The following is an 18,700-nucleotide window of genomic DNA, read 5'->3' on the forward strand; positions in this document are numbered from 1 at the left end:
ATCACTTAATTTAGTTACTGATTTTTATGCTTTGAAGATTGAAACCGGAGTGTTCTACTAAAAGCTTAATGGTGTTTTTTCCAGCTTTTAAATACACCGAAACAGGCGCAGTCCATTCCCATTTATCAGCTGTATTCTCTATGTTAATTGGTGTAGTATTGCGGTCGTTTATTAGCAGAGAAGCTTTACCCGTATTGGTGTTTGAACTTATTTTTAGAGAAATTGAATACGCCCCAGCTTCATTTGTATTAACCGTGTAATGCAGCCATTCATGCTGCTCCAAATCTCCCACATAAACCGCCTCATTATCAGGATTTATTTTAAAAAGATCAACCCCATCATTGCGGTATGTTCTTCCTAAATTCCAGGTTTGCCGCTCTTTGCCTGTGGAAATATGATAATTTGCAGAAATCGTATCGTGATACGCAACGCCATCTGTACCTAAATCATAATCTGCCGCTTTGATCACAAGCTGGTTTTTTAATTGATTGTATTTAAATGGGATTGCATCGGCGTTTTTGGGTTGCCTAATGATCGCATCGAGCACATCATAATGCACAATACAGTTTTCTATTTTTGCATTTTCTGCTAACTGCATTAACGCTTCAAATGCTTCTTCAGACGAAGGTTTTTCTGATTTTTCTGCCCAATAATTCAGTAAATCACGGTATCCTTTATTTATTTTAATTTCTAAAGGGTTATTAAAACCAAGTTTTTTTAAAGGCCACCAACACCAGCCAATATTATTTTCTTCCATTAAAGAAATGGCATCTCTAAACCAAACATTAGAATTTTCGCCAGACTCACCCAGCCAGACCGGGATATTGTATTTGTTACGGTATTCCAGAAACTGTTGTATAGAAGCTGTGTCGTTGTAATTCCAGTATTTATGAAAACTAAGTACAATATTGGTGTCCCAAGGCGGTAAAACACCATTGTAATTATTACCCCAACCGTTACCTTCTATAATCACAATATGATTGGTATCTATTTCACGAACGGCTTTGGTAAGTTCTTCTAAGAGTTTACGTAATGGCTTATTTTCCGTATCTTCTATACCATTTTCATTCTTGCCGTTTTCAAAAGTCCAGTTGGGTTCATTAAGTAAATCATAAGCGCCAATCCAGGTTTCATCTTTGTATCGCTCAGCAAGTTTTTGCCAGACTGCAATAAGTTTTTGTTGATTTGCCTCACTCTCCCAAAGCGAAGGTTTTGAAGGATTTCTATCTGAAATATTTACGTCGTGACCTTGCCCTCCGGGAGCTGCATGCATATCTAGAATCAAATACATCTTATTTGCTTTACACCATTTAAGCAAGGAGTCTGTAAGTTGAAAACCTTCTTCGAGCCATGTATTTTTACCTGCAACAGGCTCTTCATCTACAGGAAGGGTAAATAAATTATAATGTAACGGTAAACGTATAGAATTAAAACCCCACTGCTTAAGCGAATCTACATCACGCTTTTGCATATGATTTTTACGCCATGCTGCATAAAACTGCTCTGTTTTCTCCTTGCCTACAAGTTCTTCAACGTGTTCTTTAAACACATACTGCTGGCCTGAAAATGGAACTTGAAGCATATAGCCTTCCTGCAGCATATAACCGCCTAGACCAATACCGCGAAGCAATACATTTTCGCCATTCTCATTTACAATTTTAGAATTTTCAGCTTTTAAAAATCCCTGACCAAAAACCTGACTTCCAAAGAGAAAAAATGTCAGGAAAATTAAATGTGTTATTTTCATATTGAAGCTTAACTGATTGCTTGTTTATTCCCAAATATAGGTGCCAACTGCACCTGCATCTAATGCGGTCACAACCCATTTTCCATTCTGTTTAATGTTGAAGGGAAGATTTGTGGAACCATTATTTTCTACGATAAGTACTTTTTTACCATCTGGTCTTACAAAAGCAACATTTTGAAGTTCTCCTTTTAGAGCACTTTCTATGCGTACCGAACCTGCAGAAACAAATTTTGAAGCATGCGCAACAATATAATATCCCACATTACGGGTAATAGCAGATCCACTTAGAGTTAATGCTCCTTTACAAACTGTACAGCCACCATCTGTATGCGGTCCAAATCCTGCATCATTCGCTAAATTCCACTCCAACGCATTTTTACTCCAATTACGCATAGAGCCAATAATCACATTCTTTAAATGCCATTTTAGTGTTCCTGCAAAATCTTCTGTTGATGAGTTGTATTGTTCCGTGAAATAGACATTTTTATCAGGGAAGGCATTATGAACTGTAGATAAGGCCGCAATATCCCCAGCATAGAGGTGAAAAGCAGAGCCATCTATAAATTGATTTGTAACTGCATCATTTAATATGGAAATGGGGTACTGGGGATTATCACAATTGTGGTCATAAATAATAATTTTAGTTGCTATCTCAGCTTGCTTTAAAAAAGGACCTAAATTATTCTTAATAAAGTTTGACTGTTCTGTAGCAGACATCTCCATACTAGGATTGTTACCTCCATGTAAGGGTTCATTTTGAGGGGTAAGCGCATCTATAGTTATTCCCTCTGCTTGCATAGCATTTAAATATTTTACCCAATAATTAGCATATACCTCATAATATTTGGGCTGTAATCTTCCACCTATGAAACTACTATTATCCTTCATCCAAACGGGAGCCGTCCATGGGGAAGCCATAATTTTAAGACTAGGATTAATAGTAAGTATTTCTTTTAAAAGATCAATTACACCACGGTCTTTTTCTATACTGAATTCAGATAAATCTTCATCGGTCTCACCCGCAGGCATATCATTATAAGTAAATGGAACTTCATTAAGGTCTGAAGCACCTACACTTATTCTTAAGTAACTGATGCCAATATCATTTGTACCTGTACCGAAAAGTTCCTGAAGTAAATCTCTCTTTTTATCAGCTGGTAATGCATTAATCACTTGAGCACTACCGCCGGTTAATGAAAAACCAAAACCATCTATAGTTTGATAGGTTTTTGACGCATCAACTTCTATGCTAGTATATCCATTAGGGCTTGTGCCAAAGATTAAGTTCCCAGGTTGCTTATCTAGTTCTGCACTTCGGTTTCCTGTAGTAAGCCAGAAATCCATTTCATTTACAGTACCGGAAGGATTTGTGGGCGTTGTAGGTATCTCCGGATTTTCGGGAGTTTCTGTTAGTTCTTCATCTGTAGAAGATGAGGAGCAACCGGCAGTAATTCCTAATACGAATATTAGGTAAAACAATCGGCTCGAAATTGTATATACTAGTTTCATTTTTAGCTTTTTTAATTAAAAAAACAATAAACAACCAACACTTCTTAAAACGAACTGCTGCTTTTATTGACTAATTCGCACTTCCTCTAAATTCTACATTGGTAAGAGATATACCCGTAGAACCCATATTTTCTCCACCACTTTTGATAACTAAATAAACAGTACCAGATTGATCGAAGCTTACTGTATTACCAGAACCCACACAACCTATTTTAGATAATTTACCTTCAAATTGTCCGTTTGCACAACCATCCCATGTACTTAATCCCATTCTACGGCCTTCTGCGGTGTAATCCTGATTTTGAACGGGTACAACTGGTGATACATAAACCTCAAACCAGGTGTTTACAGACCCATTACCAAAGACCTTCATATCAATGGTGTATTCTTTATTTGCTTCTACCTCTACGGCTTGATATAAACCTTGTTGATTATAACTAGAGCCGACTACATTTGCACTTCCTTCAGTGAACGTAAAATATGTTCCGGATTCACTAATCTTAAGAATAGTCCATTCATTTTGGTCTGCTTCTGTCATAAAGCTTCCTCCTTTAATAAGGTTTCCTGCTACAGGATCTGAAGTGGCAACATTTACTTCTTGTGAAGTTTCATTTACCACACCGCCGCGCCCGTAGGCTTGATGTGTAATGGTGTAAGTACCTGCATCTGGCAAAAAAATCTCTTCACTAAATGAACCTGTAAAAAAACCGTCTCCAATATTCCAAAGTGATTTCAGAACATTATCGTTACTGGCATCAAGAACAAAGCGATTAGGTTCTCCACTCACTGCTTCTATAGTAAAAGAAGCATCCACATTAGGATCGCTAAGACCATTACCTCCTGCAACTTCGTCTGGCTGGCAGTTAGTAAATCCTAATAATGCAATCATAAGACCTGCAAGGCCTAAAGTTTTAGACTTTATAGTTTGTGATATCATGTCTCTAATGTTTTGATTAATAATTAGGATTTTGAACGATTAAGGTATTCTCTAATTCATTAAGTGGAATTGGAAAAATTTCATTCTTACCCGATGTAAAACCCCTGTCTGCTAATACACTCGCTGCTCTTCCGGTACGCACGAGGTCAAACCAACGATGTCCTTCTCCTGCTAGTTCGCGTCTTCGCTCTAACATAATATTATCTATAGAAACAGGTACTGGTGAAAGACCTACTCTGGCACGCACGGCATCCAGAAGTGCCTGAGCACGTGCTCCTGATGCCCCAAGTGCTTCAGCTTCCATTAAATAGGTATCTGCAAGACGAATGATGTACACATTTTGTTTATAATTAAGTTCTACGTTACCACCACCCGTAGATTGATCAGACTTTAAAGGCATAAATTTTTTCAAGAAGTAGCCGGTATCTCTATTACCCGGTGTATAGTTCGCTTCACCTGCAGCTTGCAATGCTTTTAAGTCAGCAATTGTTGCATCAAATCTTGGATCCCCTTTCAAAACATCGTAAAGTCCCTGAGTTACAGTATTAAAACTCCATCCTCCTGCGTAGTCAGGAGCTGATGAACCTGCAGTAACCGAATAACCACGAGGACCTACCATTTGATTCACGGTGTTACCTTCATTCTGACCACCACCCCAGGTGTCATAACTAACGTTTGCAAGACTTGTCGCAGCCAGTTCAATAATAGATTCTGAGTTAAACTCATTCGTCAAACTAAAAAGATCTGCAAAGTTATCTACCAACTTGTAACCATATTTACTGGTTTCTCCTGGCATGCCATTAACCTCTGCAAATTGTTGTGCTGACTGTTGATTTTTACCTTCATACAAATACACTTTTCCCAATAATGCCTGAGCACTACCCTGGGTAAAACGACCTGCTTCATTTTCTAAATCAGTAATACGTAGCGGTAGGTCTGGTAAAGCTTCACTTAAATCTGTTTCTATCTGAGCGTAAATTACCTCTGGAGCTACTTGCTCTACCGTATAGATCTCACTGGTTAAGATAGGCTCAGTAAACAAAGGCACATTTCTGAACAGTCTAACCAATTCAAAATAGTAGTATGCTCTGAGTGCCTTTGCCTCTGCAGTGAATCGTGTGCGCAATGCATCATCCATCGGTACATCAGGAAGTTTTTGAAGGAGAATGTTTGTTCTGAATATTCCTTGAAAATAGTCATTCCAAAAACTCCCGGGTATAGTTGCAGGATCAATAGTATAATTTGAAAAAGATTGAATCCCAGTTCCGTCTGAAGGACCACCACCACCGGCGAAATGATCATCTGAACCCGCATTCATCATCGTTATCATGTTCTCAAAGCTTTTTGATTGCTTGCCCATGATATCGTATGCTGCTACTAATCCTGAAAAAGCTTCATCTTCGTTAGAATAATAACTGTCAACCAAAGGCTGACCTAAAGGATCTAGTTCTATAAACTCTTTAGAACACGAAATCGCAGATGCTGTCATTATCAATAAAACAGCGGGGTATAAAATCGATTTTAGTTTCATAACTCTATTTTTTTAAAATTGTACATTAACGCCTATAAGCCCTGTTCTCGCTTGTGGATAATATCCTCGATCTATACCGAATATACCCCCACCTATTTCAGGATCATAACCGGTATATTTTGTGAAAGTAACTAGGTTTTCACCGGTCAAATAAATTCGTAATCTTGTAAGACCTATACTTTCAATTACATTTCTATTTAAAGAATATCCTAATTGAACCGTTTTTATTCTTAAGTAATCTCCTTTTTCTAAATAGAAATCTGAAGGGTTTGTGAAGTTGTTGTTTCGATCAATATTACTTAAACGTGGAAAGCTATTTGAAGTTCCTTCTCCTGTCCAACGATTAAGTGCCTCTGTCTGATAATTTGCATTACTTATATCCAGACGTCTTAAGCCTTGGAAAATTTCATTTCCACCTGCTCCTTGTGAAAACACAAGCAAATCAAAGTTTTTGTAATCAAGATTCAGAGTTAAACCAAATGTGTATTTAGGAATTGAACTTCCTATAAATTTACGGTCATCTGCATTTATAGAACCGCTATCATCAACATCTTCATATCTAAAATCCCCGGGTACTGCATTAGGCTGAATAATTACACCTTCAGAATTTACATAGGAATTAATCTCTTCCTGATTCTGAAAAATTCCCCGGGTTTTAAAGCCAAAAAATGAATTAAGAGGCTGTCCTACTGCTGTTCTTGTAATAGGATATGTGCTTGATTGAAACCCGGCACCACCAGATAAAAAGTCAATACCTTCTCCTAAGTAAACCACTTCATTTTCTAAATAAGAAACATTTCCATTAAGTGAAAAATTGAAATCTCCAAAGTTTTTTGAATATCCTAATTCAATGTCAAATCCTTTGTTTACCATATCTGCTACATTAGCAGCAGGACTTCCTGTTGCTCCAACGTAACCCGGAAGGCGTACATCTTGTAGTATCCCCACTGTTTTCTTATTGTAAAAATCAACAGTGACAGAAAGATTGGTAAAGAAACGTGCATCAAAACCGATATTACTTTGTCTTGTTTCTTCCCATTTTAAATCAGGATTTGCAGGAGCATTAGGACTGTTACCTATAACTACGGCTGAAACATTCCCAAAAGTGTAGTTACGACCTGCACCAATGGTTGAAAGGTATCTAAAATCACCTATAGCATCACTACCTACAATACCGTAACCCCCTCTAAGTTTAAATTGATTAACAACATCATTTTCTTTCCAGAAATCTTCTTTTAAAGGATTCCAACCTAAAGAGAATGAGGGAAAAAATCCATATTTATTATTTGATCCAAAACGAGAGGAGCCATCACGACGTATAATACCCGTTACCAGGTATTTCTCTTTGTAATTATACGTAAGACGTGAAAATAAAGAAGTTACTCTATGCTCCGTTCCTATATAAGCGCTGGCAATAATTTGATCATCAGGTACCTGAATAAATGCTGCATCTTCTCTACTGTTTACAGGAATATCATTGTACGTTACAGTTTCACCTTTAGTGTCATTTTCAGTATAGGAACCTTGACCTAAAAGAAGTGTAAAATCATGATCTCCTAATTGTTTTGAATAGGACAACGTGTTTTCAATATTCCAACCAAAACCTCTGTTTGTACCTCTGGAGATATTATTCTGAGAAGTCACTGTTGAGGTGTTTAAAAAAGACACTGGCGTAAAACTCTCATAACCGTAATAGGCTAATTTTCCTCCTAAAGTACTTCTGAAGTTTAGACCAGGTATTAGTTCAAGATTCACATAGACATTACCTACAAAATTATCTGCCCAGTCATAATTACCCAATCGCGTTTGAATATAGGCTAAGGGGTTAGTCATTTCCTGAATTACAAGATTAGAAATTCCATAAGGATTTCCATTAGGGTCTCTAATTATACCAGGATTAGTATATAAACCAGAATTAGCAACGGCAGGATCTGTAATCACAACAGGAGTTGTAGGATCTAAATTTATAGCTGAACTTAAGGGTCCTCCAAACTCACTGTTTGTATTACCAATACCTATACTCTTCTCATTAGAATACCCTATTGTTTCACCAATTGTAATTATATCATTAATCTGGTGGGTAGAGTTCAGTCGTATGTTCTGCCTCTTATAATTAGAAATTTCTTTTGCGACTATACCTTCCTGATCTAAATAACCAAATGACAAGTAGAAGGTAGAGACTTCATTACCTCCGCTTAAACTAAACTCGTGATTCTCTTTTTTTGCACTGTTATTGAAAATAACATCTTGCCAATCTGTACCTACCCCTAGGTTTTCTGGGTTGGGAAATGGCAGGTTAAAATCTTGTGGAGAACCACTAAAATCATTAGCATATTTCTCGTTAAATAAGGTCGCATATTCTGTTGCATTTAATAGATCTAGTTTACGCGCTGGTCCAGAAAGACCTGTGTACCCATTATAGCTAACCGTAAGTTTACCTAATTTTCCTTTTTTGGTAGTTACTAAAATTACACCTGCTGCTGCTCGGGCTCCATATATTGCCTGTGATGCAGCATCTTTAAGAACTTCTATAGACTCAATATCAGATTGATTTAAATACCCAATGCCTCCGGCATCTACAATTACTCCGTCTACAACCCAAAGAGGTTCATTATTACCAAAACTGGTAATACCTCTTACACGAATAGTAGAAGATGCTCCTGGCTGACCAGAATTTGCTGCAATAGTTATCCCGGAAGTTCTACCTTGTAAAGACTGCTCAATACGAGTCACTGGTAGACTTTCTAACTCACTAGCTTTAATACTTGAAATTGCCCCAGTAACCACACTTTTCTTCTGAGTACCATATCCTACAACTACAACCTCATCAAGAGCTGCTGAGTCTTCAGACAATGTTATCTTTAAATTAGTCTGCTGCCCTACCGGAAATTCAAGCGTTTTAAATCCTATATAAGAGATAACGAGGATATCCTGAGAGCTAGCGTCGATTGTAAAATTTCCATCAAAATCAGTTTGAGTTCCCTGATCGGTTCCTTTTACCAAAATATTTGCCCCAGGCAAAGGCATAGCATTTGCATCTAAAACTGTACCTGTTATCTCATTCACCTGTGCATGAATTGCACTAAAAGCGAATAAAAACAGCACCAAAAAGTAATTTTTAATTCTCATTCGATCAATAGATTTAATTGTTAGTCAGCTAATACAAGAAATCTATGTTGTCATATTCTCATAAATACAGTCAACGAAAACGTTTTCTTGTTAAAATAATACCACTCAAAACTATTATTTAACAACACAGAGACATAGAAAAGAACTACACTTGTACTACGCCAAAATGTTAACCTTACTCGTCAGCACTACTTCATACAGTTTTAGCATCTGAATTTCAGTATTTTAATGATCTTATTTTTTACTAATTTTGTTAATGGAAATGAAAAATTATAAAGTTGATTAATCTATTACACTTGTTGGTTAGAATAAAAGTATTAGTATGCCTGATAGCTCTGGCTTGTTCTTCGTGCCTAGTAGCTCAAGAAAATGAATTTTTCCAAAGAATAATTCCTAAAATAACGCATTACACAAGGGAAGATTTTGAAGCAGACAGTCAATTTTGGACAATGACAGAAGATGCAGAGGGCGTATTTTATTTTGGCAACAATGACGGAATTCTAGTTTTTGATGGAGAGCGATGGCAAAAAGTAACCTTGCCCAATAATTCTGCAGTTAGAAGCTTGCTTACCGATGAAAATAATAAAATACATGCAGGTGGTTTTAATGAAATAGGACTAATTGAAAAAGACTCTGAAGGTAATTATTATTATAAATCAAGAAATAAACCATTAGATCTTGAATCTTTGAATCTCGAATATTTCTTTCAAGTTCACGAATTTCAAGAAGCCATTATTTATAGATCATTTCAGGAGCTTATTGTAGTTAGAGAAAATAATGTTACTCACATAAAAGCCAATTTAAACTTCATTTATTCAGGTGTTGTAAACGGACATTTTTATGTTCAAGATCAAAACCACGGAATTTTCGAATTTGATCCTAAAAGCTCTAGTCTTAAAAAGATATTTGAAACCCCTTTAAACTTAGATAACATTGTTGCTTTCTTACCTACAGATGAACTTAACGAAGTTTTAGTGTTAACAAAACCCGGAGGTGTCTATTTAGCAAACAGAGATACCAATACATTAGAATTTATAAAAGAACTATTTCTCGAAAACGAACAAGAAGAAATACTTTCAGCTGTAAACTTCAATAAGACTTATTTGTTAGGTACGTTATCATCTGGTATCATAGAGTTAAACTCAGGCTTTCAATTAGATCACAAAAGATCAACCTTTTCAAAACTTGCCAACTCAACCATTTTATTTATTTATCCACAAGAAAATCAAAAAAGAATTTGGGCAATGATGAATAGTGGTATTGATCTTATTGAGTTTGATTCTCCGGTATCACAGCTATTTGAAAACTCATCTATCGCAGATATTTATATTCACAAAAACATCTTATACCTAGCAACAAATACGGGTGTGTTTTATAGTGCTTTTGATAGTGATCATATTGAAAAACTCAGTTTTCAAAAGATTCCAAATCTCGAAGGACAAGCGTGGTCAATTCAGGAACAAAATGATGTGATATTAATAGGGCACGATAAAGGGCTTTTTCGTCTAGATCAATTTAAGCCCATTCGTATAGGAAACACCTATGGGATATGGAAAGTCATCCCTATAAATGGTAAGACAAATAGCTTCTTTGCCGCAGGTTATAGCGGATTATATCCTCTTACTTATAATGCAGGAAATTGGAAATTAGAAGATAAAATAAGTGGATTTGATGAGTCTAGCAGAGATATCGTTCAGATAGGAGAAAGTAATAGCTTTTGGATTTGTCACGGTTATAAAGGCGTTTACCATTTAAAACTTAATGAACGTTTTGACCGAGTGTTTTCATTAGAACATTTTACAGATCAAAATGGACTTCAGTCTGCCTTTAATGTAAATGTAACCTTATATAATAAGGAAATTATTTTCACTACAAATACCGGGATATATACTTTTGATAAGAATAATTCTCAATTTATACCTTATACATCACTTAATAAAGTGCTTAACCCTAAGTTAAATACACGTAAACTTATAACCACCGACTCAAAAGTTTGGTTTGTTCAGGATGATGAAGTAGGATATTTTGACACCAGTAATGAGGATATAACCGTTAATAAAAATCTTTTTTTAAATCTAAAAGGGAATTTAAATCGGGGAATGGAAAGTATCCTTCCATTAAGTCACGATCAGGTCCTCATAGGTGCTACAAATGGTTTGTTCCTTTATAATTTATACGAGAACAACCCCGATATAAGAGCGACAACTCAGATAACAGGAATGTTGTATCAAAAGAAACCGCAAGCTTTTACAAGATTAGGTTTAATGAATAATCAGCAATTAACCAATGTTATAGATATATTACGATTTGAATTTTCCGCACCTCAATTAACTCCTTCTTCCCAAAAAGAATTTCAATTTAAACTAGAGGGTGTAGACAGCGAATGGTCTGAGTGGTCCACAAATCCATATAAAGAATATACGCACCCCATCCCTGGTGATTATATTTTTAAAGTCCGTAGTCGTAATTTTATGGGGCAAACCGCAAGTGAAGCTTCTTTAAATTTTACTATACCCCACCCTTGGTACCAAAGTAAAGCTGCATACTTGTTTTATATTCTATGTATTATTACAATAACGTTTGTGATCATTAAACTTGTAAATAAAAAGATTGAAAAAGAACGTCAAAAAGAAAAACTGACTGCTCAAAAATCTAAAAAACTTCTGGAGCTCGAAATTGAACAGCTCAAGCTAGAACAAGACAAAGCACGTATTAAAAAACACAAAGAAGAATTAGAAATAGATAACCTTGTAAAAAGTAAAGAGCTGGCTAATTACACGATGCTTCTCGTTAAAAAGAAAGAAATATTTACAGAAACTTTTAATGCCCTTAAAGATTTTAGAAATTCCTTAAAGACTCAAACTGCTCGCAAAAGACTTCAAGATGTTTTATTTAACCTCAACCAGCATAGAATGGGTGAAGAATATCTAAATGTTTTTGATATTCACTTTGAAAAAGTACACGAAAACTTTTTTAATCATCTTAAAGAAATAGATCCGAGTATAACGAAAAGAGAACTTAGACTGTGTGCTTTTGTAAAAATGAATCTTACAAATAAGGAGATTGCTCCTCTATTAAACATTTCTACACGTGGTGTTGAAACTGCTCGTTACAGAATACGTAAAAAATTGAAGGTGAACGATGAAAGCTTCAATTCCTACTTAGAGGGATTAGAGAGCATTTCAAACTAATACAGTAAATGTAAAAGCGATCATATTTTAATATCATCTTTAGAAACGATCCAGAACTTGCCTACAAGGACGCAAAATGGGAACGTTTACTCTACAACAAAGGTCTAAAGGAACTTGGCGAGCTGTGTGGCATTGAAACCCGTTTAATGTCTATGTGTACAGACACAGCTTTGCGACGCAAGCAATGTTACATATAGTGCCTGTAGTGGCTATTTCAGCAATGCTTGGATATGGCAAGTTGAGTACAACTCAAATTTATTTAAAGGATCTGCATTCTAATATTCTTGATATATATAATTAGCAGGTATACGGACAATAAAATTTTCAAGTGAAAGAAAAAAAGCTTCAACTCTATAGGCATGGAGTAATTGAATTTCATCTAAACACGATCGTTTCAAAATCTTTACCATCTCAATCTTTAAAAGAGTCACTATTTTTCTCCAAAATTTTCCGCTCCACAAGTAAGGGTTTCTCATTTTTTTGGGGCTGAAATAAGCGCTCTAATAATTCTCGTGAAGGCTTCAATTGTTCTGTTTCCATTCTTCTTAATATAGCCTCAACAGCATCCATGCGCTTGTCAACTAGTACGTGTAAACTATGTACAGAATCATCAAAAGGAACAAAAGGATTAATCGAATACTTCTCAAAAAAGTCCAACATGACTTCTAAGGTTTCTGTATAATTTGCATCATTTGTTATGGCGTACTTTTTAAAGCGCTCCACCGTTTCTGTATGAAAATTAATTCTGGAAAATTTAGGACTCATAGCTTTAAAATTTAAAATTAGGATAATCACTTGCCCTGTTCATAAGGCTTGAGAAGCGTTTTTAAACTTTTTGGCGCAAAAGTGAATTTCACTCAAAATTAAAAATGATCATAAATAACTGAAATACAGTGATTTAAAACTAAAAATGAGATCTGTAACATCGCGCAGCGTGTTACCCTCTTGCTGATCATTTTTATCCGCTTCGCTCCTCAAAACGATAACTTTTAAACCCTAAGTTATCATTAAAAATCCTCATTAATTATGATAGCAAATAGCATCAAATTAAATGATATCAAAAAGTCTATTTACTTATTATATCTGGAGCGTTTTCCTTGTAAAATGATTGAAATAGTATTTTCAACGTGTTCGAATTTTCAATTTTATTAAAACGAAAAAAGAGTTAGTATTCATTCCCATTTACTTCCCATAGAGCTGTATGCGTTTCCTTTTCGATTGCCCGTATTTAAAATTTAGAATTGAGAAAAGCTTTTATAAAAAGAGCGAGCTGAGGCCTGCACTGAGCAGCGTCGAAGTGAGCCTGATTATGCAAAGCGCCTCAAGCTAAATTTTAGTTCTTTAAAGAAAAGGAAACGGCTGCTGTGGAGAATGCCTAATGATAGTTTTGAGTTTATCCAATGTTGGATTTGAATACAAATTTTCAAGTCATTAGGATCAAGCGAACTTAATCCCTCTTTCAGGGATTGGGTTCAAGACCTTTGAATGAACCGCTTTTCCCGAAATGAAGTCTTTTGCGAAATGGAGGGGAATGGGGTGAAGGCTTTACTATTTGCTACTTTATTCAAGTGAACCAATATAATCTAGTTTCTCAATTCTATTTTTAGCCCATTTAAGAAGCTCCAATTTATCATAATCTAAATCTTTATTTTTTTCAAGCATACTGATAAACTCCTTCAAGTTTTCAACACGCTTCCATTGATCAGCAATATTCAATAGTTCTTCAAATCGCTTTTCTTCTTCTACCATTTGTTTTTCAATGGCTTTGGCTTTTTGTATTTCAATTTCATTTTGCCGGTACTTAATCTCCTGATAAATTCCTTTAGCTCGATTAGTTCTTCCTAAATATTCCAACTTAGCAATAATTTCAGAAATTTTATCTTCAACAAATACTGTCTTTTGATCCTGCCATTCCTTGCCCCACCACTCATCAATCTTAAAAGCAAGTTTCCCCGTACCTAAAAGGTCAGAACCCCATCTATCATTCTCCCTTTTAACCCTCTTATTTACTTCCCGTAAACTGAAAGGAAATAGTTCACCATGAATGTTAATTTTATAACTTTTGTTTTGTAGTTTAAAACTGTGCCCTCTTAAACGTAAATTTTTAATCAGGCAATCCATAAAACGCAGAGCGCGAGATTGAACCTGCTTTGTAGTACTTATTGAAACTCTAGGATTATCCCTGTAATTAAAATAAACACCTCGCCTTTTACTAATCTTTTCTATTTCAGCTTCTATACGTAAGTAATCTTGAATGAGTTCATCTGGTTTACTCAGTCTGTTTGAAACTGTTAAGTTAAGTTTAGAGTCGCTTTCGATTTCAAACTGAATTGATAGTTCTAGTTCTTTACCTTGCAAATAAGCTTGTGAGATTAAATCTGCTTTTTGTTTTACTCTCCTCCAAATTATTTTATCCTGATCTTCAGAAGATAATTCGGGTTTTACTCCCTGTTTACCAAATTTCAGCTTAGCCCAATAACTTGATTTGGGTCTAGGAATGTTGTTCTTATTGCAGATTAAAATTATAGAATGGTAATCTATACCATACTCATCAGTAATTTTTGATAAGGATTTAGACCAAACTAGATCATAGAACTCTTTTCGGCTAAGTCGTTCCTGCATGGGCTCCAATAAGTTTTCAGAGTTTTGATTATTGAAAAATAAAAATGGCCATTATTTGTCTTTAGGGGTTATTTTTCTCGCTATTCTTGAGTTCTATTTACTTGATTCAAAATCCCAGAACCCTTTTCAAATCTGAGCTAAAATTATCATTTATCCTTCCGCCTTCTAAAATGTTTATCCATGCTAAACCACAGCTATGGTTCTCACCTTTATCCTTGATAGGTTCAAATTGTTTTACTGCTGTAACTTTTTCTTTATTCGATGGATATAAGAGAATAGCTTGAGTGGATTTCCAATATTCATTATACACATACATCTGCCGCAAGTCGTTAGTCGAAGGTTTATATTGATCAATGATTTTCCACTTGGTATCAATGATCATTGCAGTGTGGTCGCCTTTTCTAATTACAATATCAGGCCTTATGGTAATACCATTCCAAAAGGTTTTACTACGCTGTCCCAATACCTGAACCTCATCATCCCGAAAGGCTTTTTTAAGATGTACCAAAATATATTCTTCCCAAAGATTATTCATATCAAAGAGCAACGCAATCATCTTCTCTGAACCGCTTTTGACGTTAGGTGCAAAATTGAGAATAATGAGACGGGCTATTTCTAGGGCAGTTGTATAGGGTTGTTCTTTTCGACCTAAAACCAATTTATCAAAAGTAGCCGCTGTTGCTTGGATTGCTTTTACTTCCGGAAAATCTAATTGGATGGACTTACATTTTCCATACAAATACCCTCCCCGTGTAAACTGCTCAATGATTCCTAGTGCCTGATTTAATATCTGATGAATCAAATGATCTTTATCGTAAACCTGATGCTCTGTGTAAAAGCGTTCTTTATGTATAAGGTTTTGCGAAATTTGCTTGGCAAAAACCAATTTTCCCTTTAAAGTATTTAGATTGCCTTGTTTGCGGTAGTATTTTTTAATAAGCCCTTGATGCATGAGTTTTTGTACCTCATTCAAATACCACTCAAAATAAATATCAAGTAAATGTTTGCTTTGTTTAGTGACATTAGCGTGATCAACTTGATTTACTTTAAGTCGCCTGGTTACCCGTAGCATCTCAATTAAAGCATTTTGCCAAGCGCCTTCATCTGCACTGGAGCGGTCTGCTTTCGGTAATACTTCTATACACACATCATGTACCTGTAAAACGCCTACGTAGTGTTTAAAAGTGATTTTATTAAGCCCTACTGTAAAGTATTTGTTGCCGTGAAGCTCATTTAATTTAACTAGGGCTCGAAAGTGCTTTTTCTTAAATTCGACCTTACCCTTTTTAGTTCCAATATTTAAACTATCATACTCAAAAACTTGTATTTGCCTGGGACTATGCATATTCTGAAAGCTCCTGTATTGCTGCATCAAAATCTATCTCACTAAAAGGCTTTAGTAAGTAACGTGTAGTTTCATTTTCAACCGAAATTCTTGTAGACTTTGAAAATATAGCTTGGGAATCATAGTTCTCAATTTCTACAAATTCATCCCCTAAAACCAGTCCTATCTTAGAGTAGTCTTTATAAAAATATTCCTGAAGCAACGGTATAATTTTATTTTCAAAAACCTCTTGAAGTTTTAGCTGCATGTCTGCCGCCTGATATACTTCAAAAAAATAGGAATGCCCTATAGTATGATCCCGATCCAGTAAGTATTCTATACGTTTATTGATTGTTTTAAGAATTGAATCTAGACGTATACCTGAATAAGTATAATTATTAAAATAAGATATTTGTTTCTCATCAATTCCTTCATTAATCATTTTAGACCAGATTGCTTTTCGATCTTCATAAAGATGATCATCTGCCCCAACAAATTTTAAAAACTGTTCTTCTTTAGTTTTATATAATTTACTTAACCAATCGTTCTCTTTATACTTCCAAAGTAATTCCCAGAAAAATCGCTGAGGTTTTAATAAATCTGCATCTGGCATAATTTCTTTAAAAGAGAATCTTCTTCTTAAAGCAGTATCTAACGCTTCTACAGAACGGTCAGCAGTGTTCATTGTACCAATTATATATACATTTGAGGGTATTGAAAAAGTTTCTTTAGAATAAGGTAAAGTAACCTCAATCATTTCTTTATTATCCTTACGCTTATCCGGTTCAAGTAACGTTATCAACTCTCCAAAAATGGCTGATACATTTCCTCGGTTAATTTCATCTATAATGAGCACATAATTTTTCTTGGTTTGCTTGGCTTTCTTACTATCTTTTAATCCGCATTGATCTTTTAAATGCTCAAGAATGCTCTTTACATAACTGGGATTATACATTCCTGCAGTATCCTTACCGATATACAGTTTTTTTATAAAATCAATAGAAGCCGGGTAATCTGGTTGTTCATTTACACTGTTTTCTGGGTTTACTCTAAAGGTTGTACCACCATTATAACCAACTCTGAATTTTTTACCCCTACTCGTTTGTAACTGTTGCTCTCCTTCATTTTCTATTTTAGTTTTAAATTTTTCAATAGCATCTTCTACTGTTTCACTGCCTCCTTCTGCGTGTTCACACAATTCTTTAAATACACCGGGTTGTACTTTATATATTACCTCTTCTTTTTCATTGGTTTCAGGCTTAATCCCTTCTACAAAATCCTCATATCCAAAACTTTGATGAAACGTAGTAAACGCAACTTGTTTTGATTCAACTAAAGAGTTATAAACTTCATTAATCTGCTCTCGATAACTCAAATTTTTCGAAGGGTCATAATCAAAATCTGGCTTTGCAATAGAAACAGCGATTTCTTTAGTAGAATAAGTTTTTCCAGTACCTGGAGGACCGTATAAAATTTGATTTAAAGGAATATTAAACTCTTCAATGTTTTCAAAAAGTTCTTGATTTATATTATTCAGGAATATTTTCTCAATAGCACTTTTGTTCCATACCCTGCTTATTGTATTCCTATAACCACCTTGACCTATTAATTTTACAGGTTTAAAATTAGGCTCCCAATCCACCTCCAACTCCCTGCCGTCATTACGGTTACCCTTTACAATACCACGTGCATGAACTTCTAAGACTGGGATTGTACGCCCTTCCTTTTTCATCGTATAAGTGGTTTTAGCTGCTATTGCTGCTCCTACAAGCACTTTATTAGTAGCATCGATAAACTTTGTTTTATACCCATTGACCCATATACCTTCTTCTAAAAATTTACTAAGTTGATTGGTGTCTTTAGTACCGTAATAGTGAAACCCAACGCAGTAGTAGGCTGGTACATTTTTATAATCTTGTATTGATTTCTCTCCACTCATAAATTCATTGACATTTAAATTCTTAAATAAGATATATTTTAAAGCGTTGCTAGTAGTACCAGCATCCTTATTCCATTGGGTACGTTTAGAATCTTTAATATGTTCATATTGAAGCCTAAACTGATTTTTAAACTCTTCTAATACTTCGTGATCAATTTCTGACCAATTATCAACTTGTAGTTTTATATAACTTTGATCGGGTACACCTTTATAATCATAGCTATAATTAATAGTATACTTATTCTCTAAATGCTTCTTAAATTTTGGGCTTATCAAAAGTCCTATATAGGATTTCGAGTCTTTTTCACTATAGGAGTACGCGGCTCTCATACCTACGATAATAGAAAGATCACCATCAGCTTCAATTGCCATTCTTACCTTATAGACCTCAATCTCTAGATCTGATAAAATACTTTGCCCAAAATTTATAAAATCCTGAAAAAGTGTTCTATTCTTAATTTTGGTCTCAATATGTTTTATAAGTTTACTTTTATCTGGGTTATTGTAAACTAAATCTTCTGTGATTTTAAAACCGAAATCTTCAATGAATTGATTTGTAGATAGACCACCTCCTATTCTTTTCATTTCTATTTCTGGGTGCTCTTCTTCTACAATTTGTGCAGCTCTGCCTAAAACAATCTTAGGTGGCATTTTGATTCCTTTATATTCCACATGATACCGTTCACTCCTATTGGTATCTGGCCAATCTTCATTGTTTTTTAGTACCCTTTCGATAGTTGATTTCCAGATTTGGTTTTCCTTTTCAGTCAT

General features: G+C 35.1%; 10 protein-coding genes. 1 reads left to right on the plus strand and 9 read right to left on the minus strand.

Annotation, left to right across the window (positions count from 1 at the left end; genetic code table 11):
- Positions 1 to 10: 10 nt before the first annotated feature.
- The 5 genes from DSM00_RS00165 to DSM00_RS00185 form a co-directional block, all read right to left on the minus strand.
- Entirely contained in the window at positions 11 to 1,747 is a 1,737-nt protein-coding gene (locus DSM00_RS00165) for a cellulase family glycosylhydrolase (RefSeq protein WP_128756000.1), read from the minus strand.
- A 24-nt stretch (positions 1,748 to 1,771) separates the two neighbouring features.
- Positions 1,772 to 3,256: a glycoside hydrolase family 30 protein gene (locus tag DSM00_RS00170; RefSeq protein WP_128756001.1), complete on the minus strand. Its 1,485-nt coding sequence runs from the start codon at positions 3,254 to 3,256 to the stop codon at positions 1,772 to 1,774.
- A 70-nt stretch (positions 3,257 to 3,326) separates the two neighbouring features.
- Complete coding sequence (locus DSM00_RS00175) at positions 3,327 to 4,193, minus strand: hypothetical protein (RefSeq protein WP_128756002.1); 867 nt, start codon at positions 4,191 to 4,193, stop codon at positions 3,327 to 3,329.
- Positions 4,194 to 4,209: 16 nt separating this feature from the next.
- Complete coding sequence (locus tag DSM00_RS00180; RefSeq protein WP_128756003.1) at positions 4,210 to 5,724, minus strand: RagB/SusD family nutrient uptake outer membrane protein; 1,515 nt, start codon at positions 5,722 to 5,724, stop codon at positions 4,210 to 4,212.
- Positions 5,725 to 5,736: 12 nt separating this feature from the next.
- On the minus strand, positions 5,737 to 8,853 hold the full coding sequence (locus tag DSM00_RS00185; RefSeq protein WP_128756004.1) for a SusC/RagA family TonB-linked outer membrane protein: 3,117 nt from the start codon (positions 8,851 to 8,853) through the stop codon (positions 5,737 to 5,739).
- Positions 8,854 to 9,131: 278 nt separating this feature from the next.
- On the opposite strand from DSM00_RS00185, the gene DSM00_RS00190 reads away from it, so the two are divergent.
- A complete protein-coding gene (locus DSM00_RS00190) occupies positions 9,132 to 12,044 on the plus strand; it encodes a helix-turn-helix and ligand-binding sensor domain-containing protein (RefSeq protein ID WP_128756005.1) in 2,913 nt (970 codons plus the stop codon).
- Between the two features lie 411 nt (positions 12,045 to 12,455).
- Here the strand turns inward: DSM00_RS00190 and DSM00_RS00195 are convergent, their stop codons facing one another.
- From DSM00_RS00195 to DSM00_RS00210, 4 genes are all read right to left on the minus strand, one after another.
- Positions 12,456 to 12,809, minus strand: coding sequence for a BfmA/BtgA family mobilization protein (locus DSM00_RS00195; protein WP_128756006.1), 354 nt, complete (start codon positions 12,807 to 12,809; stop codon positions 12,456 to 12,458).
- Positions 12,810 to 13,604: 795 nt separating this feature from the next.
- Positions 13,605 to 14,666 carry a hypothetical protein gene (locus DSM00_RS00200; RefSeq protein ID WP_128756007.1) on the minus strand — a complete coding sequence of 354 codons (1,062 nt, stop codon included), beginning with the start codon at positions 14,664 to 14,666 and terminating at the stop codon, positions 13,605 to 13,607.
- Positions 14,667 to 14,772: 106 nt separating this feature from the next.
- Positions 14,773 to 16,038, minus strand: coding sequence for an McrC family protein (locus tag DSM00_RS00205; RefSeq protein WP_128756008.1), 1,266 nt, complete (start codon positions 16,036 to 16,038; stop codon positions 14,773 to 14,775).
- Positions 16,004 to 18,700, minus strand: a complete 2,697-nt coding sequence (locus DSM00_RS00210) for an McrB family protein (protein ID WP_206633773.1) — start codon at positions 18,698 to 18,700, stop codon at positions 16,004 to 16,006. Before DSM00_RS00210 ends, DSM00_RS00205 begins: the two co-directional genes overlap by 35 nt.

Origin of the sequence: Leeuwenhoekiella aequorea (assembly GCF_004104375.1) — a bacterium.
Lineage (GTDB): Bacteria > Bacteroidota > Bacteroidia > Flavobacteriales > Flavobacteriaceae > Leeuwenhoekiella > Leeuwenhoekiella aequorea.

Excerpts from the sequence above, each read along its gene's own strand:
- DSM00_RS00165 (WP_128756000.1), bottom strand. The coding sequence starts at position 1,747 with ATGAAAATAACACATTTAATTTTCCTGACATTTTTTCTCTTTGGAAGT.
- DSM00_RS00170 (WP_128756001.1), bottom strand. The coding sequence starts at position 3,256 with ATGAAACTAGTATATACAATTTCGAGCCGATTGTTTTACCTAATATTC.
- DSM00_RS00175 (WP_128756002.1), bottom strand. The coding sequence starts at position 4,193 with ATGATATCACAAACTATAAAGTCTAAAACTTTAGGCCTTGCAGGTCTT.
- DSM00_RS00180 (WP_128756003.1), bottom strand. The coding sequence starts at position 5,724 with ATGAAACTAAAATCGATTTTATACCCCGCTGTTTTATTGATAATGACA.
- DSM00_RS00185 (WP_128756004.1), bottom strand. The coding sequence starts at position 8,853 with ATGAGAATTAAAAATTACTTTTTGGTGCTGTTTTTATTCGCTTTTAGT.
- DSM00_RS00195 (WP_128756006.1), bottom strand. The coding sequence starts at position 12,809 with ATGAGTCCTAAATTTTCCAGAATTAATTTTCATACAGAAACGGTGGAG.
- DSM00_RS00200 (WP_128756007.1), bottom strand. The coding sequence starts at position 14,666 with ATGCAGGAACGACTTAGCCGAAAAGAGTTCTATGATCTAGTTTGGTCT.
- DSM00_RS00205 (WP_128756008.1), bottom strand. The coding sequence starts at position 16,038 with ATGCAGCAATACAGGAGCTTTCAGAATATGCATAGTCCCAGGCAAATA.
- DSM00_RS00210 (WP_206633773.1), bottom strand. The coding sequence starts at position 18,700 with ATGACTGAAAAGGAAAACCAAATCTGGAAATCAACTATCGAAAGGGTA.